General features: G+C 38.2%; 13 protein-coding genes and 1 pseudogene. 8 read left to right on the forward strand and 6 right to left on the reverse strand.

Annotation, left to right across the window (positions count from 1 at the left end; translation table 11 throughout):
- Positions 1-159: 159 nt before the first annotated feature.
- On the reverse strand, positions 160-837 hold the full coding sequence (locus ACIR131C_RS0100285; RefSeq protein ID WP_028088632.1) for a response regulator transcription factor: 678 nt from the start codon (positions 835-837) through the stop codon (positions 160-162).
- Positions 838-1,908: 1,071 nt separating this feature from the next.
- On the opposite strand from ACIR131C_RS0100285, the gene groES reads away from it, so the two are divergent.
- The 6 genes from groES (at position 1,909) to ACIR131C_RS0100320 (ending at position 7,936) form a co-directional block, all read left to right on the forward strand.
- Positions 1,909-2,220, forward strand: coding sequence for a co-chaperone GroES (groES, locus tag ACIR131C_RS0100295; RefSeq protein ID WP_028082734.1), 312 nt, complete (start codon positions 1,909-1,911; stop codon positions 2,218-2,220).
- A 98-nt stretch (positions 2,221-2,318) separates the two neighbouring features.
- Complete coding sequence (groL, locus tag ACIR131C_RS0100300; protein ID WP_028088633.1) at positions 2,319-3,956, forward strand: chaperonin GroEL; 1,638 nt, start codon at positions 2,319-2,321, stop codon at positions 3,954-3,956.
- 151 nt (positions 3,957-4,107) lie between these two features.
- Positions 4,108-4,401 (forward strand): hypothetical protein, encoded by a 294-nt coding sequence (locus tag ACIR131C_RS0100305; RefSeq protein WP_028088634.1) that lies wholly within the window; start codon positions 4,108-4,110, stop codon positions 4,399-4,401.
- A complete protein-coding gene (locus ACIR131C_RS0100310) occupies positions 4,402-4,803 on the forward strand; it encodes a type II toxin-antitoxin system VapC family toxin (protein WP_028088635.1) in 402 nt (133 codons plus the stop codon).
- A 46-nt stretch (positions 4,804-4,849) separates the two neighbouring features.
- Positions 4,850-5,239 carry a hypothetical protein gene (locus ACIR131C_RS0100315; RefSeq protein ID WP_028088636.1) on the forward strand — a complete coding sequence of 130 codons (390 nt, stop codon included), beginning with the start codon at positions 4,850-4,852 and terminating at the stop codon, positions 5,237-5,239.
- 12 nt (positions 5,240-5,251) lie between these two features.
- Entirely contained in the window at positions 5,252-7,936 is a 2,685-nt protein-coding gene (locus ACIR131C_RS0100320) for a P-loop ATPase, Sll1717 family (RefSeq protein ID WP_028088637.1), read from the forward strand.
- 102 nt (positions 7,937-8,038) lie between these two features.
- Here ACIR131C_RS0100320 and asnS read toward each other — a convergent pair whose 3' ends face one another.
- Positions 8,039-9,430 carry an asparagine--tRNA ligase gene (gene asnS, locus ACIR131C_RS0100325; protein ID WP_028088638.1) on the reverse strand — a complete coding sequence of 464 codons (1,392 nt, stop codon included), beginning with the start codon at positions 9,428-9,430 and terminating at the stop codon, positions 8,039-8,041.
- Between the two features lie 153 nt (positions 9,431-9,583).
- On the reverse strand, positions 9,584-9,928 hold the full coding sequence (locus ACIR131C_RS0100330) for a sll0565 family protein (RefSeq protein ID WP_028088639.1): 345 nt from the start codon (positions 9,926-9,928) through the stop codon (positions 9,584-9,586).
- Between the two features lie 66 nt (positions 9,929-9,994).
- Between ACIR131C_RS0100330 and ACIR131C_RS0100335 the strand changes: the two genes are divergently transcribed.
- Entirely contained in the window at positions 9,995-10,261 is a 267-nt protein-coding gene (locus tag ACIR131C_RS0100335; RefSeq protein WP_028088640.1) for a DUF6439 family protein, read from the forward strand.
- Positions 10,262-10,343: 82 nt separating this feature from the next.
- Here the strand turns inward: ACIR131C_RS0100335 and ACIR131C_RS0100340 are convergent, their stop codons facing one another.
- Positions 10,344-10,793 (reverse strand): ATP-binding protein, encoded by a 450-nt coding sequence (locus tag ACIR131C_RS0100340; RefSeq protein ID WP_028082724.1) that lies wholly within the window; start codon positions 10,791-10,793, stop codon positions 10,344-10,346.
- 421 nt (positions 10,794-11,214) lie between these two features.
- Complete coding sequence (gene rlmD, locus ACIR131C_RS0100345; RefSeq protein WP_028088641.1) at positions 11,215-12,588, reverse strand: 23S rRNA (uracil(1939)-C(5))-methyltransferase RlmD; 1,374 nt, start codon at positions 12,586-12,588, stop codon at positions 11,215-11,217.
- A gap of 146 nt (positions 12,589-12,734) precedes the next feature.
- Here rlmD and ACIR131C_RS0100350 point away from each other — a divergent pair, with 146 nt between their 5' ends.
- Positions 12,735-13,220, forward strand: a complete 486-nt coding sequence (locus ACIR131C_RS0100350) for an allophycocyanin subunit alpha-B (protein ID WP_028082722.1) — start codon at positions 12,735-12,737, stop codon at positions 13,218-13,220.
- A gap of 215 nt (positions 13,221-13,435) precedes the next feature.
- On the opposite strand, the pseudogene ACIR131C_RS26425 reads toward ACIR131C_RS0100350, so the two are convergent.
- Positions 13,436-13,664, reverse strand: a pseudogene (locus ACIR131C_RS26425) (hypothetical protein); the annotation flags it as partial.

The raw sequence follows: 13,664 nt of genomic DNA on the forward strand, positions 1-13,664 counted from the left end.
TCCAAAATCCAAAATTTAAAATTAAGAGACAAAAACCCAAATTTATCAAGATGTAAATTTTTATCTCCAGCGTAATTTTTCTAAAGCATAAATTCTGGACTTTAGACTTTAGATAAATCATCCAAAATCCAAAATCCAAAATCCAAAATTTAAAATTGTTTAGGCCATTTGATTTTCAATCGCCCAACGCGCCAATTCAGTGCGGTTGTGGAGATTGGTTTTACCTAACATATTGGAGACATGGCTTTCAACAGTACGCTGACTGACATTTAATTCTTCAGCGATTTCACGGTTAGCTAAACCCCTAGCCACAAACTGTACAACTTTTAGTTCCGTTGGGGTTAGCTGAACATCGAAAGGAACTTGGATGCGAGAAACATTGTCACTTCCTTTTGTTTGGTGTTCTTTCCAACGAATAGTTTGCTTAAGGGCAGATTCTACTTGTGCTACAAGTTCTTCAGGTTCAAAAGGCTTGACCATATATACGTCCCCGCCTTTATTTAAACTCTTAACTCTATCCGTACTTTGTCCTTTAGCTGAGAGAAAGAGAACAGGAATCCAGCCAGTGCGTTCGTTTTGTCGGACTTGTTCGACAAAAGTGTATCCGTCCATTTCTGGCATCATCACATCACAGATAATCATATCTGGAACGTCATGTTCTAAAATGTCCAGAGCTTCTCTTCCATTTTCCGCCGTTCCGATTTCATAGCCTCGGAACTCTAAGTAATCCTTCACCAGCAAGATGAGGTTGGGGTCATCATCAATCAGTAGAAGTCGTTTGTGTTCTTTCATGCTGGTTTCTTTCATAACAGTGGCACTTTTCGCGCTTCGATCCATTAGGGTGTTGATATAGTTATCCTGTATGGTGGATGACTGGATTGTGTTGTCTTTTTCCCACTGAACTTATCTTGATCGCCTCTAAGTCTTAAAAGTGGTAGTCACTTTCAACATCCTAGTAGGTGGACGGAAAAAGTCTAGTAAGGATACGTATAGCAGTAGTCTTCATAATGCGCTATTATATGTCCATTTGAAAGGTGCAGGCCAAAAAACCCTGATTAAATCATCGTCCTTGTGAGTCACAAGTTGGTATTTTTTCAAGATTACCCTAGCTTAAAACTCACCCGCGCTTTCATTAGTCCACTGCTGCTTACTATATCCTTCGGTTGTGAAGCCTCCATTGAGAGGTTCAAAATCAACCGGGGAGGTTTTTAAAGTATGGGTTAAAAATGCAGATTTTTTCACCATACTAATTGCCAATTCACTGGTCTTGGATGACCTGATCTCATGACTTCTGGGCTTAACTGGCGATGCCAGACCGCATCTAGGTAATATACCATTATCGTTCTAGAACAACAAACACGCAAGTTTTTGACTTGAGTTGTGAAGATGCTTGATTGAGGCTGTCTGATAACTGATGGGGTTATCGCTCCCCCAATCCTGGTTAAGAACATCCCCAAGTTCTAGACTAGCGGATTTGTAACAGAATTGAGCATTTATCTGTTTGTGGTTACACAAAGTCTAGAGTTTTTGTGTGCATGGGTCATGGGTAATTGGCAATTATTCCCTATTCCCTGCTCTTTGGTCCTTGCTCCTTAATCCCTAATCCCCAGTAGTTTTGGGGATGAGATGGCTGTTTGTGGATGACTGTACTCTTACTGCGAAAAGTAGATCCCTGATTACAGTTCTATAACAATTTCCCAGGTTTGCAAATAAATTTGTCCATATCAAAATATTCATTACTTACGCAACAAACCCTGACAACTAAAATAATTGGATATTTGCACTTAAGTACAGCCACCCTGTCCTGAGTTCGGAAACCCGTACATGAGTCGGTATTGCTATTATGTCCGATCTTTCGCTAAATTAGCACTCATGAGTCGAGAGTGCTAAGAAAGCAAGAAATTTTGTATGGCAGCTGTATCTCTAAGCGTTTCCACCGTTAAACCCCTGGGCGATCGCGTTTTCATCAAAGTGAGCGCCCCCCAAGAAAAAACCGCAGGCGGTTTGTATTTGCCCGATAATGCCCAGGAAAAACCCCAAGTAGGCGAAATCGCCGCTGTAGGACCAGGCAAGCGTAATGACGACGGTAGCCGTCAACCAATGGACATCAACATTGGCGATAAGGTGTTGTACTCCAAGTACGCCGGCACTGATATCAAACTGGGTACTGAAGAATATGTACTCCTGTCTGAAAAAGACATTCTAGCAGTCGTTAGCTAGTTAGGGATAGGTGATAGGTCAAGAGTTTTCCCTATTATCTCTTTACCATTCACCAATTTGAAGACAAATTCAATTTACTATCGGGATTTAGACTTATTATGGCAAAGCGCATTATTTACAACGAAAACGCCCGTCGCGCTCTAGAGCGTGGTATTGATATTCTGGCTGAAGCTGTAGCTGTTACCCTGGGTCCTAAGGGTCGTAACGTGGTTCTAGAAAAGAAATTCGGCGCACCACAAATTGTTAATGATGGTGTAACCATCGCTAAGGAAATTGAATTAGAAGACCACATCGAAAACACTGGCGTGGCTCTGATTCGTCAAGCTGCTTCTAAAACCAACGACGCTGCGGGTGATGGTACAACCACCGCTACCGTTTTGGCTCACGCTATCGTTAAAGAAGGTTTGCGGAACGTTGCAGCTGGTGCTAATGCGATTTTATTAAAGCGCGGTATTGATAAAGCATCTGGGTTTTTAGTGGAAAAAATTGCTGAACACGCTCGCCCTGTAGAAGATTCTAAGGCGATCGCTCAAGTTGCAGCAATTTCCGCTGGTAACGATGAAGAAGTCGGTAGCATGATTGCTCAAGCTATGGACAAGGTGGGTAAAGAAGGCGTAATTTCCCTAGAAGAAGGGAAGTCTATGACCACCGAATTGGAAATCACCGAAGGGATGCGCTTTGATAAGGGTTATATTTCCCCTTACTTCGCTACCGATGCAGAGCGCATGGAAACCGTTTTTGATGAGCCTTTCATCTTGTTAACCGACAAGAAGATTGCTTTAGTCCAAGATTTAGTTCCTGTCCTCGAACAAGTAGCTCGTTCCGGCCGTCCTTTGGTAATTATCGCTGAAGACATCGAAAAAGAAGCTTTAGCAACTTTGGTAGTTAACCGTTTACGCGGTGTTCTCAACGTTGCTGCTGTGAAAGCTCCTGGTTTTGGCGATCGCCGTAAGGCTATGCTAGAAGATATCGCTGTCTTAACTGGTGGTCAACTTGTCACCGAAGACGCTGGTTTGAAACTAGATACCACTAAGCTAGAAAGCTTAGGTAAAGCTCGTCGCATCACCATTACCAAAGACAGCACCACCATTGTGGCTGAAGGTAATGAAGCTGGTGTTAAGGCTCGTTGCGAACAAATCCGTCGTCAAATGGAAGAAACCGAATCTTCCTACGACAAAGAAAAACTCCAAGAGCGTTTGGCTAAATTGTCCGGTGGTGTAGCTGTTGTGAAAGTTGGTGCTGCTACCGAAACCGAAATGAAGGACAAGAAGCTACGCTTGGAAGACGCTATCAACGCTACCAAGGCTGCTGTAGAAGAAGGTATTGTTCCCGGTGGTGGTACAACCTTGGCTCACCTCGCTCCTCAATTGGAAGTTTGGGCTAATAGCCACCTCAAAGATGAAGAGTTGACAGGCGCTTTAATCGTCGCTCGCGCTTTACCTGCTCCTCTCAAGAGAATTGCAGAAAACGCTGGTCAAAACGGCGCTGTCATTGCTGAAAGAGTCAAAGAGAAGGATTTCAATATTGGTTTCAATGCTTCTACCAACGAATTTGTAGATATGTTGGCTGCTGGTATTGTTGACCCCGCTAAGGTAACTCGTTCTGCTCTGCAAAATGCGGCTTCTATCGCTGGTATGGTGTTGACAACCGAATGTATTGTTGTTGACAAGCCAGAACCTAAAGATGGCGCTCCTGCTGCTGGCGCTGGTATGGGTGGCGGAGATTACGACTACTAAAATCTTTTCGTAGTTTTCCTAGTTTAAATAATGGCCGCTTCCGTAAGGGGGCGGCTGTTTTTTGTTGATTCCTACTTTTGCGGGGATATTGTAGCTGCTATAATAGGACTCAGGTTGTCCAACAACGATATTATTTTGAAGAGGTTTAACTATGACTCAAATTATTAATCATCAATCTAATTATCAAAAATTACCCGAAATTGTCAGAACTTTAATTGACAATAATCCTCTTTATCAAGAAAACTTAGATAGAGAGAAAATGATTGAAGTGATTAATCGTAATTTTGATCCTATTGCTGTCCCTGATGTTAATAATATCTCTCAGGGGGAATTAACGAAACGGATTAAAAGTATTTTATCTTTACATTTAGTTTCAGGAATGTTAAATGATTTGACTCCAGAGCAAATGCAAATTTTTGATGAATCTGTAAAACGTGGGGGTTAAATGGGTTATTTACTAGATACGAATATTGTTTCAGCCTCACTAAAACAGAATATTGAAGTGGCATTGAAAATTACAGAAATACGTCGTCAAGGTGAATTTATCGGTATTAGTGGCATAACTTATTATGAAGTTCAAAGAGGACTTTTAAGAAGTAATGCGACTAAGAAGTTGGCTTGGTTTCAACAATTTTGTCAAGATTATCCTATTTTGTTTTTAGATGATCTGAGAATATTTGAAAAAGCATCCGAAATTCATGCTGATTTAACAAACAGAGGTAAAATTATTCAGGACGCAGATATTTTGATAGCTGCTACTGCTATTATTCATAATTTAGTTTTAGTTTCTCACGATTCTGATTTAACTAGAGTTAAAGATTTACAGTTAGAAAATTGGTTAATTTAATAATATACTGATTACTGATAAAGCTTGAATTTTAAGTTTAACAAGTATGGAAGATTACCAGGCAGCTTTTATGGAGCGCCATATTGATACTCAAACACTATACCCTGTAAGGAAAGTTGGAGCTATGCACTTTGGTGGTGTAACCATTGAGTGTTTATTAAAAGCAATGATTTGTAATACTCTACCTGGGGTTACACACAACTTGATGACACATACTTATGCAGAACTTCTAAAAAAACACAATAAACTAAAATGTAGAGTTGATCATAATTCAGAAGTGAGAAAATGGCTTGATCAAGTTGAAAATCCAATGGGTCAACATTTCATAGATATGCGTTATTCTAGTCTTGAACCTGATGAGCAAAATTACAAAATCTGGTTACACGCATACACAAGTATCAAAAGTTGGTTACTGAAGCAAGCTACTCAACTTTAAAAAGGTGATCAAATGCAGGAAAATTGGCAGATTTTACTAAAACAGGGAATTAAAAACCAGTATGTACAGAAGTCACAAGAATGGGTTGATGTAAATATTTCTACATCCGGTTTATTGAATTTGACTATTGTAAGCGATTGCTTTATAGGTTTATCTATTTCTCAACGTCAAGAACAAATTTATAACTTACTTAAATCACAAGTTCCTCATTTATCTCCTGGTTTTCTCTCCCTATATACACCTGAAGAAGCTAAATCTCTTAATCTTTCACCTCCAGAAGTTTCTGATGTAAATACAATCAAAACTTGGCAGGATTTAGCTATTCAAGCAGCAAACCCACAAAATCAATTAACCTTCCCCCAACGTGAACTTAGTCGACCCAGAACAGTGACATTTTATTCCTTTAAAGGAGGAGTAGGTCGCACTACAGCACTAACTCATGTTGCTTGGATTTTAGCAATGGGAGGACGTAAAGTTGTCGCTGTAGATTTAGATTTAGAAGCACCTGGTTTAAGTACAGCATTCAACCTGCAACCACAACCAAAATATGGAATTGTTGACTATTTTTATGAACGTTCCTATTTACCAGAAGGAATAAAAGCGAGTATTTCCATTACTGAAATATTTGGTGAAGTGAGAATACCAAACGCTAAAGGAAGATTATTTGTTGTTCCTGCTGGTTGTCTTAGTCTTGATTATATTGCTAAGGTTGATGATCTTCATGCTAATACTATTATTGATGGGGATCAAAATCTTTGGTCTGTTTTCAAGTGCGAAATTGACGAACAATTAAAACCTGATGTTATATTAATTGATTCGAGAACGGGAATTAATCAATGGGGAGCTTTATCATTAATTCAAGCTGCTGATGATGCGGTTATTTTTCTTTTTCCTAATGAACAAAATAAACAAGGAATAAAACTGCTTTTACAATCACTTCAAAACCTTAATAAATCATCAATTAATTTTGTGTTTTCTCCTGTTCCTGATGTTAGTAAACTTGACAAGGTAAAGGAAATTTATCAATCTTTACTAGATGAAATAAAAATATCTACGGATGAAGAATCTGAAATAGATGATAATGATCAATTAGAAATACCAGAACCTTTAGTAATTCCCTATCTTCAACCCATTGCTTTAGCTGATAATTACCCTGTAAGAGCTTTACTAGATTACTATAATAAAATAGTCAATTTAATTGATGAAGAAACTGACGAAATTGAAAGAACAAATATTTTAACTAATCCAGAAACACGTTGGAAAATTATCAAAAGCTTGCAATTTCCTGAGGTAAATGCTGCGGAAGTAGATCAAAAACAAAAATTCGAGTTGCTATTCCAGCGTACCAATGATTTTGAGAAATTTTTAGATCATGTAACTTGTTTAATTAGAGGTAGAAAAGGAACAGGTAAAACTGCTCTATATTGGCTTTTTCTCCAATATAAAAGTGATGCTCAAAAACTAGCTCGTGGTAGATTAGATAATACTGTATTTTTGTCTGCACATGGTAGATATCAGGAAAGTCGTCCGACTCGTGGACAATTCCAATTTATTCATGAAAATTTACAGCAACAGGGTGGGACATGGGAGGCTTTCTGGAGAGCTTATTTACTCCTTAGATGTCATCAGGAAAATTTATGTAATTTTCCTAAAAATAGGAAAGGTGAAAAATTTAGTGAACTGAAAAATATTATCAATAATTTACCTAAAGGAAAATGGCAATCTGAGTACAATCAAGTTTTGTTAGAATTATCTACTAATTCTATACTAAGTGAAATAGTTAATGATGCCATTAACAATATTATTCATGAACAAGCCAAAAATAAATCTCAGAAAATTTGGTTTCTTTATGATGATTTAGATGAAGATTTTCCTGAAGCAGGAGAAGTAAGACAATCGGCATTATCTGGATTATTTCAATTAGTTCAATCTTGTGATGCAAATCGCCTAACAGAAATTAGATTTAAGATTTTCTTGAGAGAAGATATATGGAATCGTTTAATTTTTGATAATAAAAGTCATTTTACTGGACGGGATATTATTTTACAATGGACTAGAGTTGATTTGTTAAGATTAGCTTTGCGTCAATCAATACAATCTCCAGATTTTAAGAATTTAGTAGATAGGTTTTCTCCTATTGCTGTAGAAAGTATTGATCAATCTAGTGAAGATGCAATTGATAAAGCATTAGAATTACTTTGGGGAAGTCGTCGCAGAACAGGGAACAAAGCTAAATATGTATCTAGATGGGTTTATGAAAGATTAACTGATTCTAGTGGTACTACTTTTCCTCGTAGTTTAAGTATCTTATTAACAGGTGCAAAGGAACAAGAATTAAGCTATCAAGGAAAATCATCAATTCAACCACCAACAGATCGTTTATTACGCAGTAAATCTTTAGAAATTGGATTGAAAAAAGCATCTGAAAAAAGATGTGATGAAATCAAAGAAGAATATCGTCATTTGACTAAATTTTTTGATTCTCTCAAGCAAAAATCAGCCCTTTTACCTAAAGAAGAATTACATAGTATATGGCAAGAATCAGCACAGGATATAGCAGATTTTGAAGAGTTTGAAAAGTTTGCTTCTTTTTTAACTGAAATCGGTATTATTCAATTGCGCGAGAAAGATCAACGCTATAAATTTGCGGATATCTATGTATATGGTTTTGAAATGATTCGTCAAGGTGCAGTATAGAAATATTTTTAACCTTACCTCAGTTCGAGGTAAATCAAAAAGTTAGCAATTAGAAAAATAACATTTTTAAAAGAGACGTTATTTACAACGTCTCTAAAATCATTAAAACTCCGCGTTTTCTGGTGTGCGAGGGAAGGGAATAACATCCCGAATATTCCCCATACCCGTCATAAATTGTACCAACCTTTCAAACCCCAAACCGAAACCAGCATGAGGAACAGTCCCATAACGACGCAAATCTAAATACCACCACAAATCTTCCGGGTTCATACCTTGTGCTAAAACCCGTTTTTCTAAAATATCTAACCGTTCTTCCCGTTGGGAACCACCAATAATTTCTCCTATTTTTGGTGCGAGAATATCCATAGCGCGGACGGTTTTTTCATCATCACTTAACCGCATATAAAAAGCTTTGATTTGTGCGGGATAATCTGTGACAATGACTGGCTTTTTAAACAGTTGTTCGGCTAAATAGCGTTCATGTTCTGATTGTAAATCTGCACCCCAACTCACAGGATAATCAAATTTAACATCGGCTTTTTCTAAAAGTTTAACTGCTTCTGTATAAGTCAACCGTTCAAATTGATTGTTAATAATATTATTAGCAGTTTCTAAAACAGTTTTATCAATGCGTTCATTAAAAAATTCCATGTCTTCTGGACAAGTTTCCATTACATATTTAAAAATGTATTTTAGAAACTCCTCAGCTAAATCCATATCACCCTCTAAATCACAAAACGCCATTTCTGGTTCAACCATCCAAAATTCGGCTAAATGACGAGAAGTATTAGAATTTTCCGCCCGGAATGTAGGACCAAAAGTATAGACATTAGTAAAAGCCATAGCCATAATTTCGGCTTCTAACTGTCCACTAACTGTTAAATATGCAGGTTTACTAAAGAAGTCTTGACTATAATCAATTTCTTGATTTTCTCTGCGGGGAACATTCTTTAAATTAAAATTAGTAACAGTAAATAATTCTCCAGCCCCTTCGCAGTCACTAGCAGTAATAATGGGAGTATGTACCCATAAAAAACCCCGTTCGTGAAAAAATTGGTGAATAGCAGTCGCGCAAGCATTTCTTACCCGAAATACCGCACCAAAGGAGTTAGTTCTACCGCGCAAATGGGCTATGGTTCTTAGAAACTCAAAGGAATGACGTTTCTTTTGCAGAGGATAGGTATCAGGATCAGCGTCTCCGTATATTTTCACCGTATCCGCTTTTAATTCTATTCTTTGTCCTTTACCTTGGGAAGCTACTATTACTCCTGATATTTCTATAGAAGCACCCGTATTGATTTGTTTTAAGATTCCTTGATAATCTGGTAAATCTTGATTAATCACAACTTGCAAATTACCCAAGGATGAACCATCATTAACTTCTAAGAACGCAAATCCTTTTAACTCGCGTTTTGTTCTTACCCAACCTTGGACTACCAAAGTTTCTTCTGGTTTACCACTTCTTAATATTTCTGCAATACGACGATTTAGCATTTTCTCCAACTGTTTTTTTTGACTATATAATACCAATTATAGCAAAATAGAGACTGAAAATCGGATAAACCGAATCATAAAATTTCCGATTTGATATCATTGGACTTGGTTTAAATAAAATCCAAAATCTAAAATCCAAAATCTAAAATTCCATCATCCAACCCAAGATTTTAGTAACCAACCTATAATAACCCCTAAACCGCCAAAACGGATAGCTTGCCAAAAAGGTCTTTTTAGGGTATTCCAAGAAAACAATCGGCTTTCTAAGTTGATTTCCAAGGTTTCCAACTGTTTTTGAATGCGGGTTAACTCGGCCTTGATTTCTGGGGTCTGTTTACTATTTTGCCTTAAATTCCTTAATTCTTGTTGCCATTGTGCCTTTTGTTGTTGATCATTTTGCACTTGGGTATATCTATCCTTCAAGAATCTTAGTGAAGTTTCCACTTCCTCTAATTCCCGTGCAAAATCTAGGTAGGGATTTTCCTCTAAATTAGTCATTAGCGATTAGTAATTAGCTATGATGATTTAATCATAAATTTTACTCTTAACTTAGCACTTAGTATTATGTTGCAAACCAGTCCACTAAATGAAATTAGCACTTTAGAACTAGCACAAGCCCTCATGGAAAGATTAAGGATCACTCCAGATGATTGGCATCGTCTCAAATCTAACCGCAATGCCCGCGCTAGTGAACAGGTTGCCGCCGCCATAGTCTTTTTGGTCAAAAATGAACCCCAAGAGGCGCAAGCTAGACTAGAACAGGCTGTAGGCTGGCTAGACAAATCAATTTCCGCCCCTCCTTGCCCCACCCACGGGCACAAAACAACGTAGGGGCAAACCCCCCGTGGTTGCCCTAATACCGGGGTTGTAGGGGCAAACCGCGTGGTTGCCCCAGTAACAAAGGAATTAACCTTCACCTTCGCAAAGACAATAAACGACGGCTTTCTAATTGCTTACAAAGCCTGAGTTCTGTACCTTTGCGATTCCATTCTACTTGATCAAAAATCTGATGCAGTAAGGACATACCCCGTCCACTTTCTGCTTCCTCAGGTGGTAAATAGTCATTGGGATCACTATCACCTGTAATGGAGGGAGTGAAACCGCTACCCTGATCTGAAATAATCCACCAATATTGATTCTCTACTAATGAGAAACGAACTACTACTAATTTAGCGGGATCAAGATTATTCCCATGTTTAGCCGCATTTACTAGGGCTTCTTGGAGTCCTAGTCGCAGTTCTGATTGCAATTTTGCGGGAATATCTGTCAATAGTAAATCTAGGATTGGACAAAGATAAAGGGTGGAAGCAAAACTAATTGTCCCCCAATAACGCCCGACTGGACGAAGAGAAATGGTAATCACAAGAGAAACCCCGTAGCTTTTAGTTAGCTAGACATCAAGAAAGCTTTTTCAGGCATTCCGATAAGAATTAGGTGATCATGTTGCCTTTAAACTTGCGTCTGTAAAACTAAATTTATAAAAATGCTCTCCGCTGGTAATTTAGAAGGAGAATCAAATTGCTTATTTACAGTTTGCTAAGGTTAGTCTGTTGATTAAGTAGATGAATAAAGGCTACTGTTTTAAACAGCAGGGGAAAGATCCTCTGATTAACCGGCGGCTTGTAATTAAGACAATTTTATGCACCTTTTTTAAGATTCTATGCAGCTTCGATGTCTTTTAAAAAAAAATGAGTTTCTATTTTTATGGTGATTTCATTCTAGCATTATGCGTATGCACTAGACTACAAATTGACAATTTTTATTTTTGTAAAGAATTAATGACTCTAATCATTGTCCGATAGTACCAGAAAGGCGGCTGCTTCTACATGGGCAGTTTGAGGGAAGAAGTCAGCGGGCTGAACCCTTGTGAGTCTGTATAGTCCGTTTTCGCAAAGTAATTTGAGGTCACGGGCTAAGGTAGATACTTTACAACTGACGTAAACAATTCGAGAAGGTTTCAAGTTTCTTAATGTTTTGATAACGTTATCTTCACATCCTTTCCGTGGTGGATCAAGTAAGACGACATCTGGTATGATCTCCAAATTCTGGAGAATTTTTTCCACTGCACCTACTTGGAATGTTACATTATTAATTCTATTTTCTTGAGCATTGACAATTGCCTGTTTTACTGCTGTTGATTGTAATTCTAAACCGATGATCTGCTTTACTTGTTTAGCCAGGGGCAAGGTTAAGGTCCCTATGCCACAATAGGCATCTACTAGGACTTCATGACCTTGTAAATTTAGTTCTGACTGAATTACCTCTAATAAAGCCTCGGCTGTTTCTGTGTACACTTGGAAGAAGGTATCTGGACGAATTTGAAAATCCAGTCCGGCGAATTTTTCTCGTAGGTAGGGAACTCCAGCTAAACAACGGGTTTCTAATCCAAATATAGCATTTGTGCGATCGCTATTACGATTTAATGACACGCCTACTAATTGGGGATAACGCTGTAACCATTGCTGTGCTTGGTTTTCAATTCCTGGTAAGTTCCAATCTTTGACGACTAAAGTTAGCAGCATTTCTCCTGTGCGACGGCCAATGCGTAAACCTAAATGGCGAATTAATCCTTTGTGTCTAGTTTCGTCATAAATTGACCAACCCTGCTTTTCAATGTCTAATTTGACTTCAGCTAATAAAGGATTTAACCGTGAATCTTGCACTGGACATTGATTTAAGTTGATTAATTTATGAGTACCTTTGTGATAATACCCAGCTTGGACATGACCTGTGGCAGAAATACCAAGTGGATAAGTAACTTTATTACGATAACCCAAGGATGCAGCAGCTACTAATACTGTATTCACATTTATGTTAACAAAACCGCCAATTCTTTCTAAAGCTTGAATTACTTGATTTTGTTTGCCTATTAACTGGTAATTATAGTTAATATGTTGCCACTGACAACCACCACATTTGTCAGCGACAATACAATTTGGTCTTAGCCGTTGAGGGGAAGCCTCTAATAAATCCTCAAGTTGACCATAGGCATATTTTGGCTTAACATTGAGTAATTTGACAAGTAGGCGATCGCCTGGTACAGTATCTGGTACAAAAACCACACGCTGATCAAAGCGTCCCACACCGTCCCCAGTGTCGCTTAAATCAGTAATTTCCAATTCGATGACTTCACCTTGTCGCCACATTATATTAGTCATTAGTCAGTTGTTAGGGAATAGGGAAGGGAGACTTCCTTAATGTAGAATTGTGAATAGATTTACCTCTATCTTCCCACACACTTCACGAATGTTCCTCTAAGTCGCTAAACTAGCAAATATAAATATTTCGGGTTATTTAGATCATCATGACTGTAATTAGCCAAGTTATTCTCCAAGCTGACGACGAACTGCGTTACCCCAGCAGTGGCGAACTCAAAAACATCAAAGCATTTTTGGAAACTGGTGTAAAGCGCACAAGAATCGCTGCTACCCTTTCAGAAAACGAGAAAAAAATTGTTCAAGAAGCTACCAAAAAACTTTGGCAAAAACGCCCTGATTTTATCGCTCCTGGTGGTAATGCTTACGGTGAAAAACAGCGGGCTTTGTGTATTCGGGACTTTGGCTGGTACTTACGCCTAATTACCTATGGTGTACTTGCTGGTGACAAAGAACCCATTGAAAAAATTGGTTTGATTGGTGTACGAGAAATGTACAATTCCTTGGGCGTTCCCGTTCCCGGCATGGTAGAGGCGATTAATTCTCTTAAACAAGCGTCCTTAGATTTACTGAATGCAGAAGACGCTTTAGAGACTGCACCCTACTTTGATTACATCATTCAAGCCATGTCTTAATCAAATCTCCGTATTATAGCCCGTAATTGGGAACAGTAAATAGGGAATAGGGTTAAGGGTCTTGACTTCCCCGCAGTTGGTAGTGGCTATGGCAAGATTTGTCAAGTTATTAACCAGTTGTGGGGATATTTTGATCTCAGTTACATAATGGTAAAATTTGTCTTAATTGTCGGTGATTTGGTGGGGTATTTTTCCGTAAATGCTGAGTGACTCGGTTAAAGTTCAGTTACTATATAGTGATTAATTATGTCATAATGATGTGAGGATAGCGATTTTTCTGAGAGAATCTCAATCACATATAGGAATAATATTTGATTTTTGATAGCTTGCGTGGCGTAGCCATACAAGACTAAGTAGGTATCAATTCTGTCTTTCTTCCTGTGTTCCCTGTTCCCTGTTCCCTGTTCCCTGTTCCCTGTTCCCTGTTCCCTGTTCCCTGTTCCC

Origin of the sequence: Dolichospermum circinale AWQC131C (genome assembly GCF_000426905.1) — a bacterium.
Classification (GTDB): Bacteria; Cyanobacteriota; Cyanobacteriia; order Cyanobacteriales; family Nostocaceae; genus Dolichospermum; species Dolichospermum circinale.

Excerpts from the sequence above, each read along its gene's own strand:
- ACIR131C_RS0100285 (WP_028088632.1), bottom strand. The coding sequence starts at position 837 with ATGGATCGAAGCGCGAAAAGTGCCACTGTTATGAAAGAAACCAGCATG.
- groES (WP_028082734.1), top strand. The coding sequence starts at position 1,909 with ATGGCAGCTGTATCTCTAAGCGTTTCCACCGTTAAACCCCTGGGCGAT.
- groL (WP_028088633.1), top strand. The coding sequence starts at position 2,319 with ATGGCAAAGCGCATTATTTACAACGAAAACGCCCGTCGCGCTCTAGAG.
- ACIR131C_RS0100305 (WP_028088634.1), top strand. The coding sequence starts at position 4,108 with ATGACTCAAATTATTAATCATCAATCTAATTATCAAAAATTACCCGAA.
- ACIR131C_RS0100310 (WP_028088635.1), top strand. The coding sequence starts at position 4,402 with ATGGGTTATTTACTAGATACGAATATTGTTTCAGCCTCACTAAAACAG.
- ACIR131C_RS0100315 (WP_028088636.1), top strand. The coding sequence starts at position 4,850 with ATGGAAGATTACCAGGCAGCTTTTATGGAGCGCCATATTGATACTCAA.
- ACIR131C_RS0100320 (WP_028088637.1), top strand. The coding sequence starts at position 5,252 with ATGCAGGAAAATTGGCAGATTTTACTAAAACAGGGAATTAAAAACCAG.
- asnS (WP_028088638.1), bottom strand. The coding sequence starts at position 9,430 with ATGCTAAATCGTCGTATTGCAGAAATATTAAGAAGTGGTAAACCAGAA.
- ACIR131C_RS0100330 (WP_028088639.1), bottom strand. The coding sequence starts at position 9,928 with ATGACTAATTTAGAGGAAAATCCCTACCTAGATTTTGCACGGGAATTA.
- ACIR131C_RS0100335 (WP_028088640.1), top strand. The coding sequence starts at position 9,995 with ATGTTGCAAACCAGTCCACTAAATGAAATTAGCACTTTAGAACTAGCA.
- rlmD (WP_028088641.1), bottom strand. The coding sequence starts at position 12,588 with ATGACTAATATAATGTGGCGACAAGGTGAAGTCATCGAATTGGAAATT.
- ACIR131C_RS0100350 (WP_028082722.1), top strand. The coding sequence starts at position 12,735 with ATGACTGTAATTAGCCAAGTTATTCTCCAAGCTGACGACGAACTGCGT.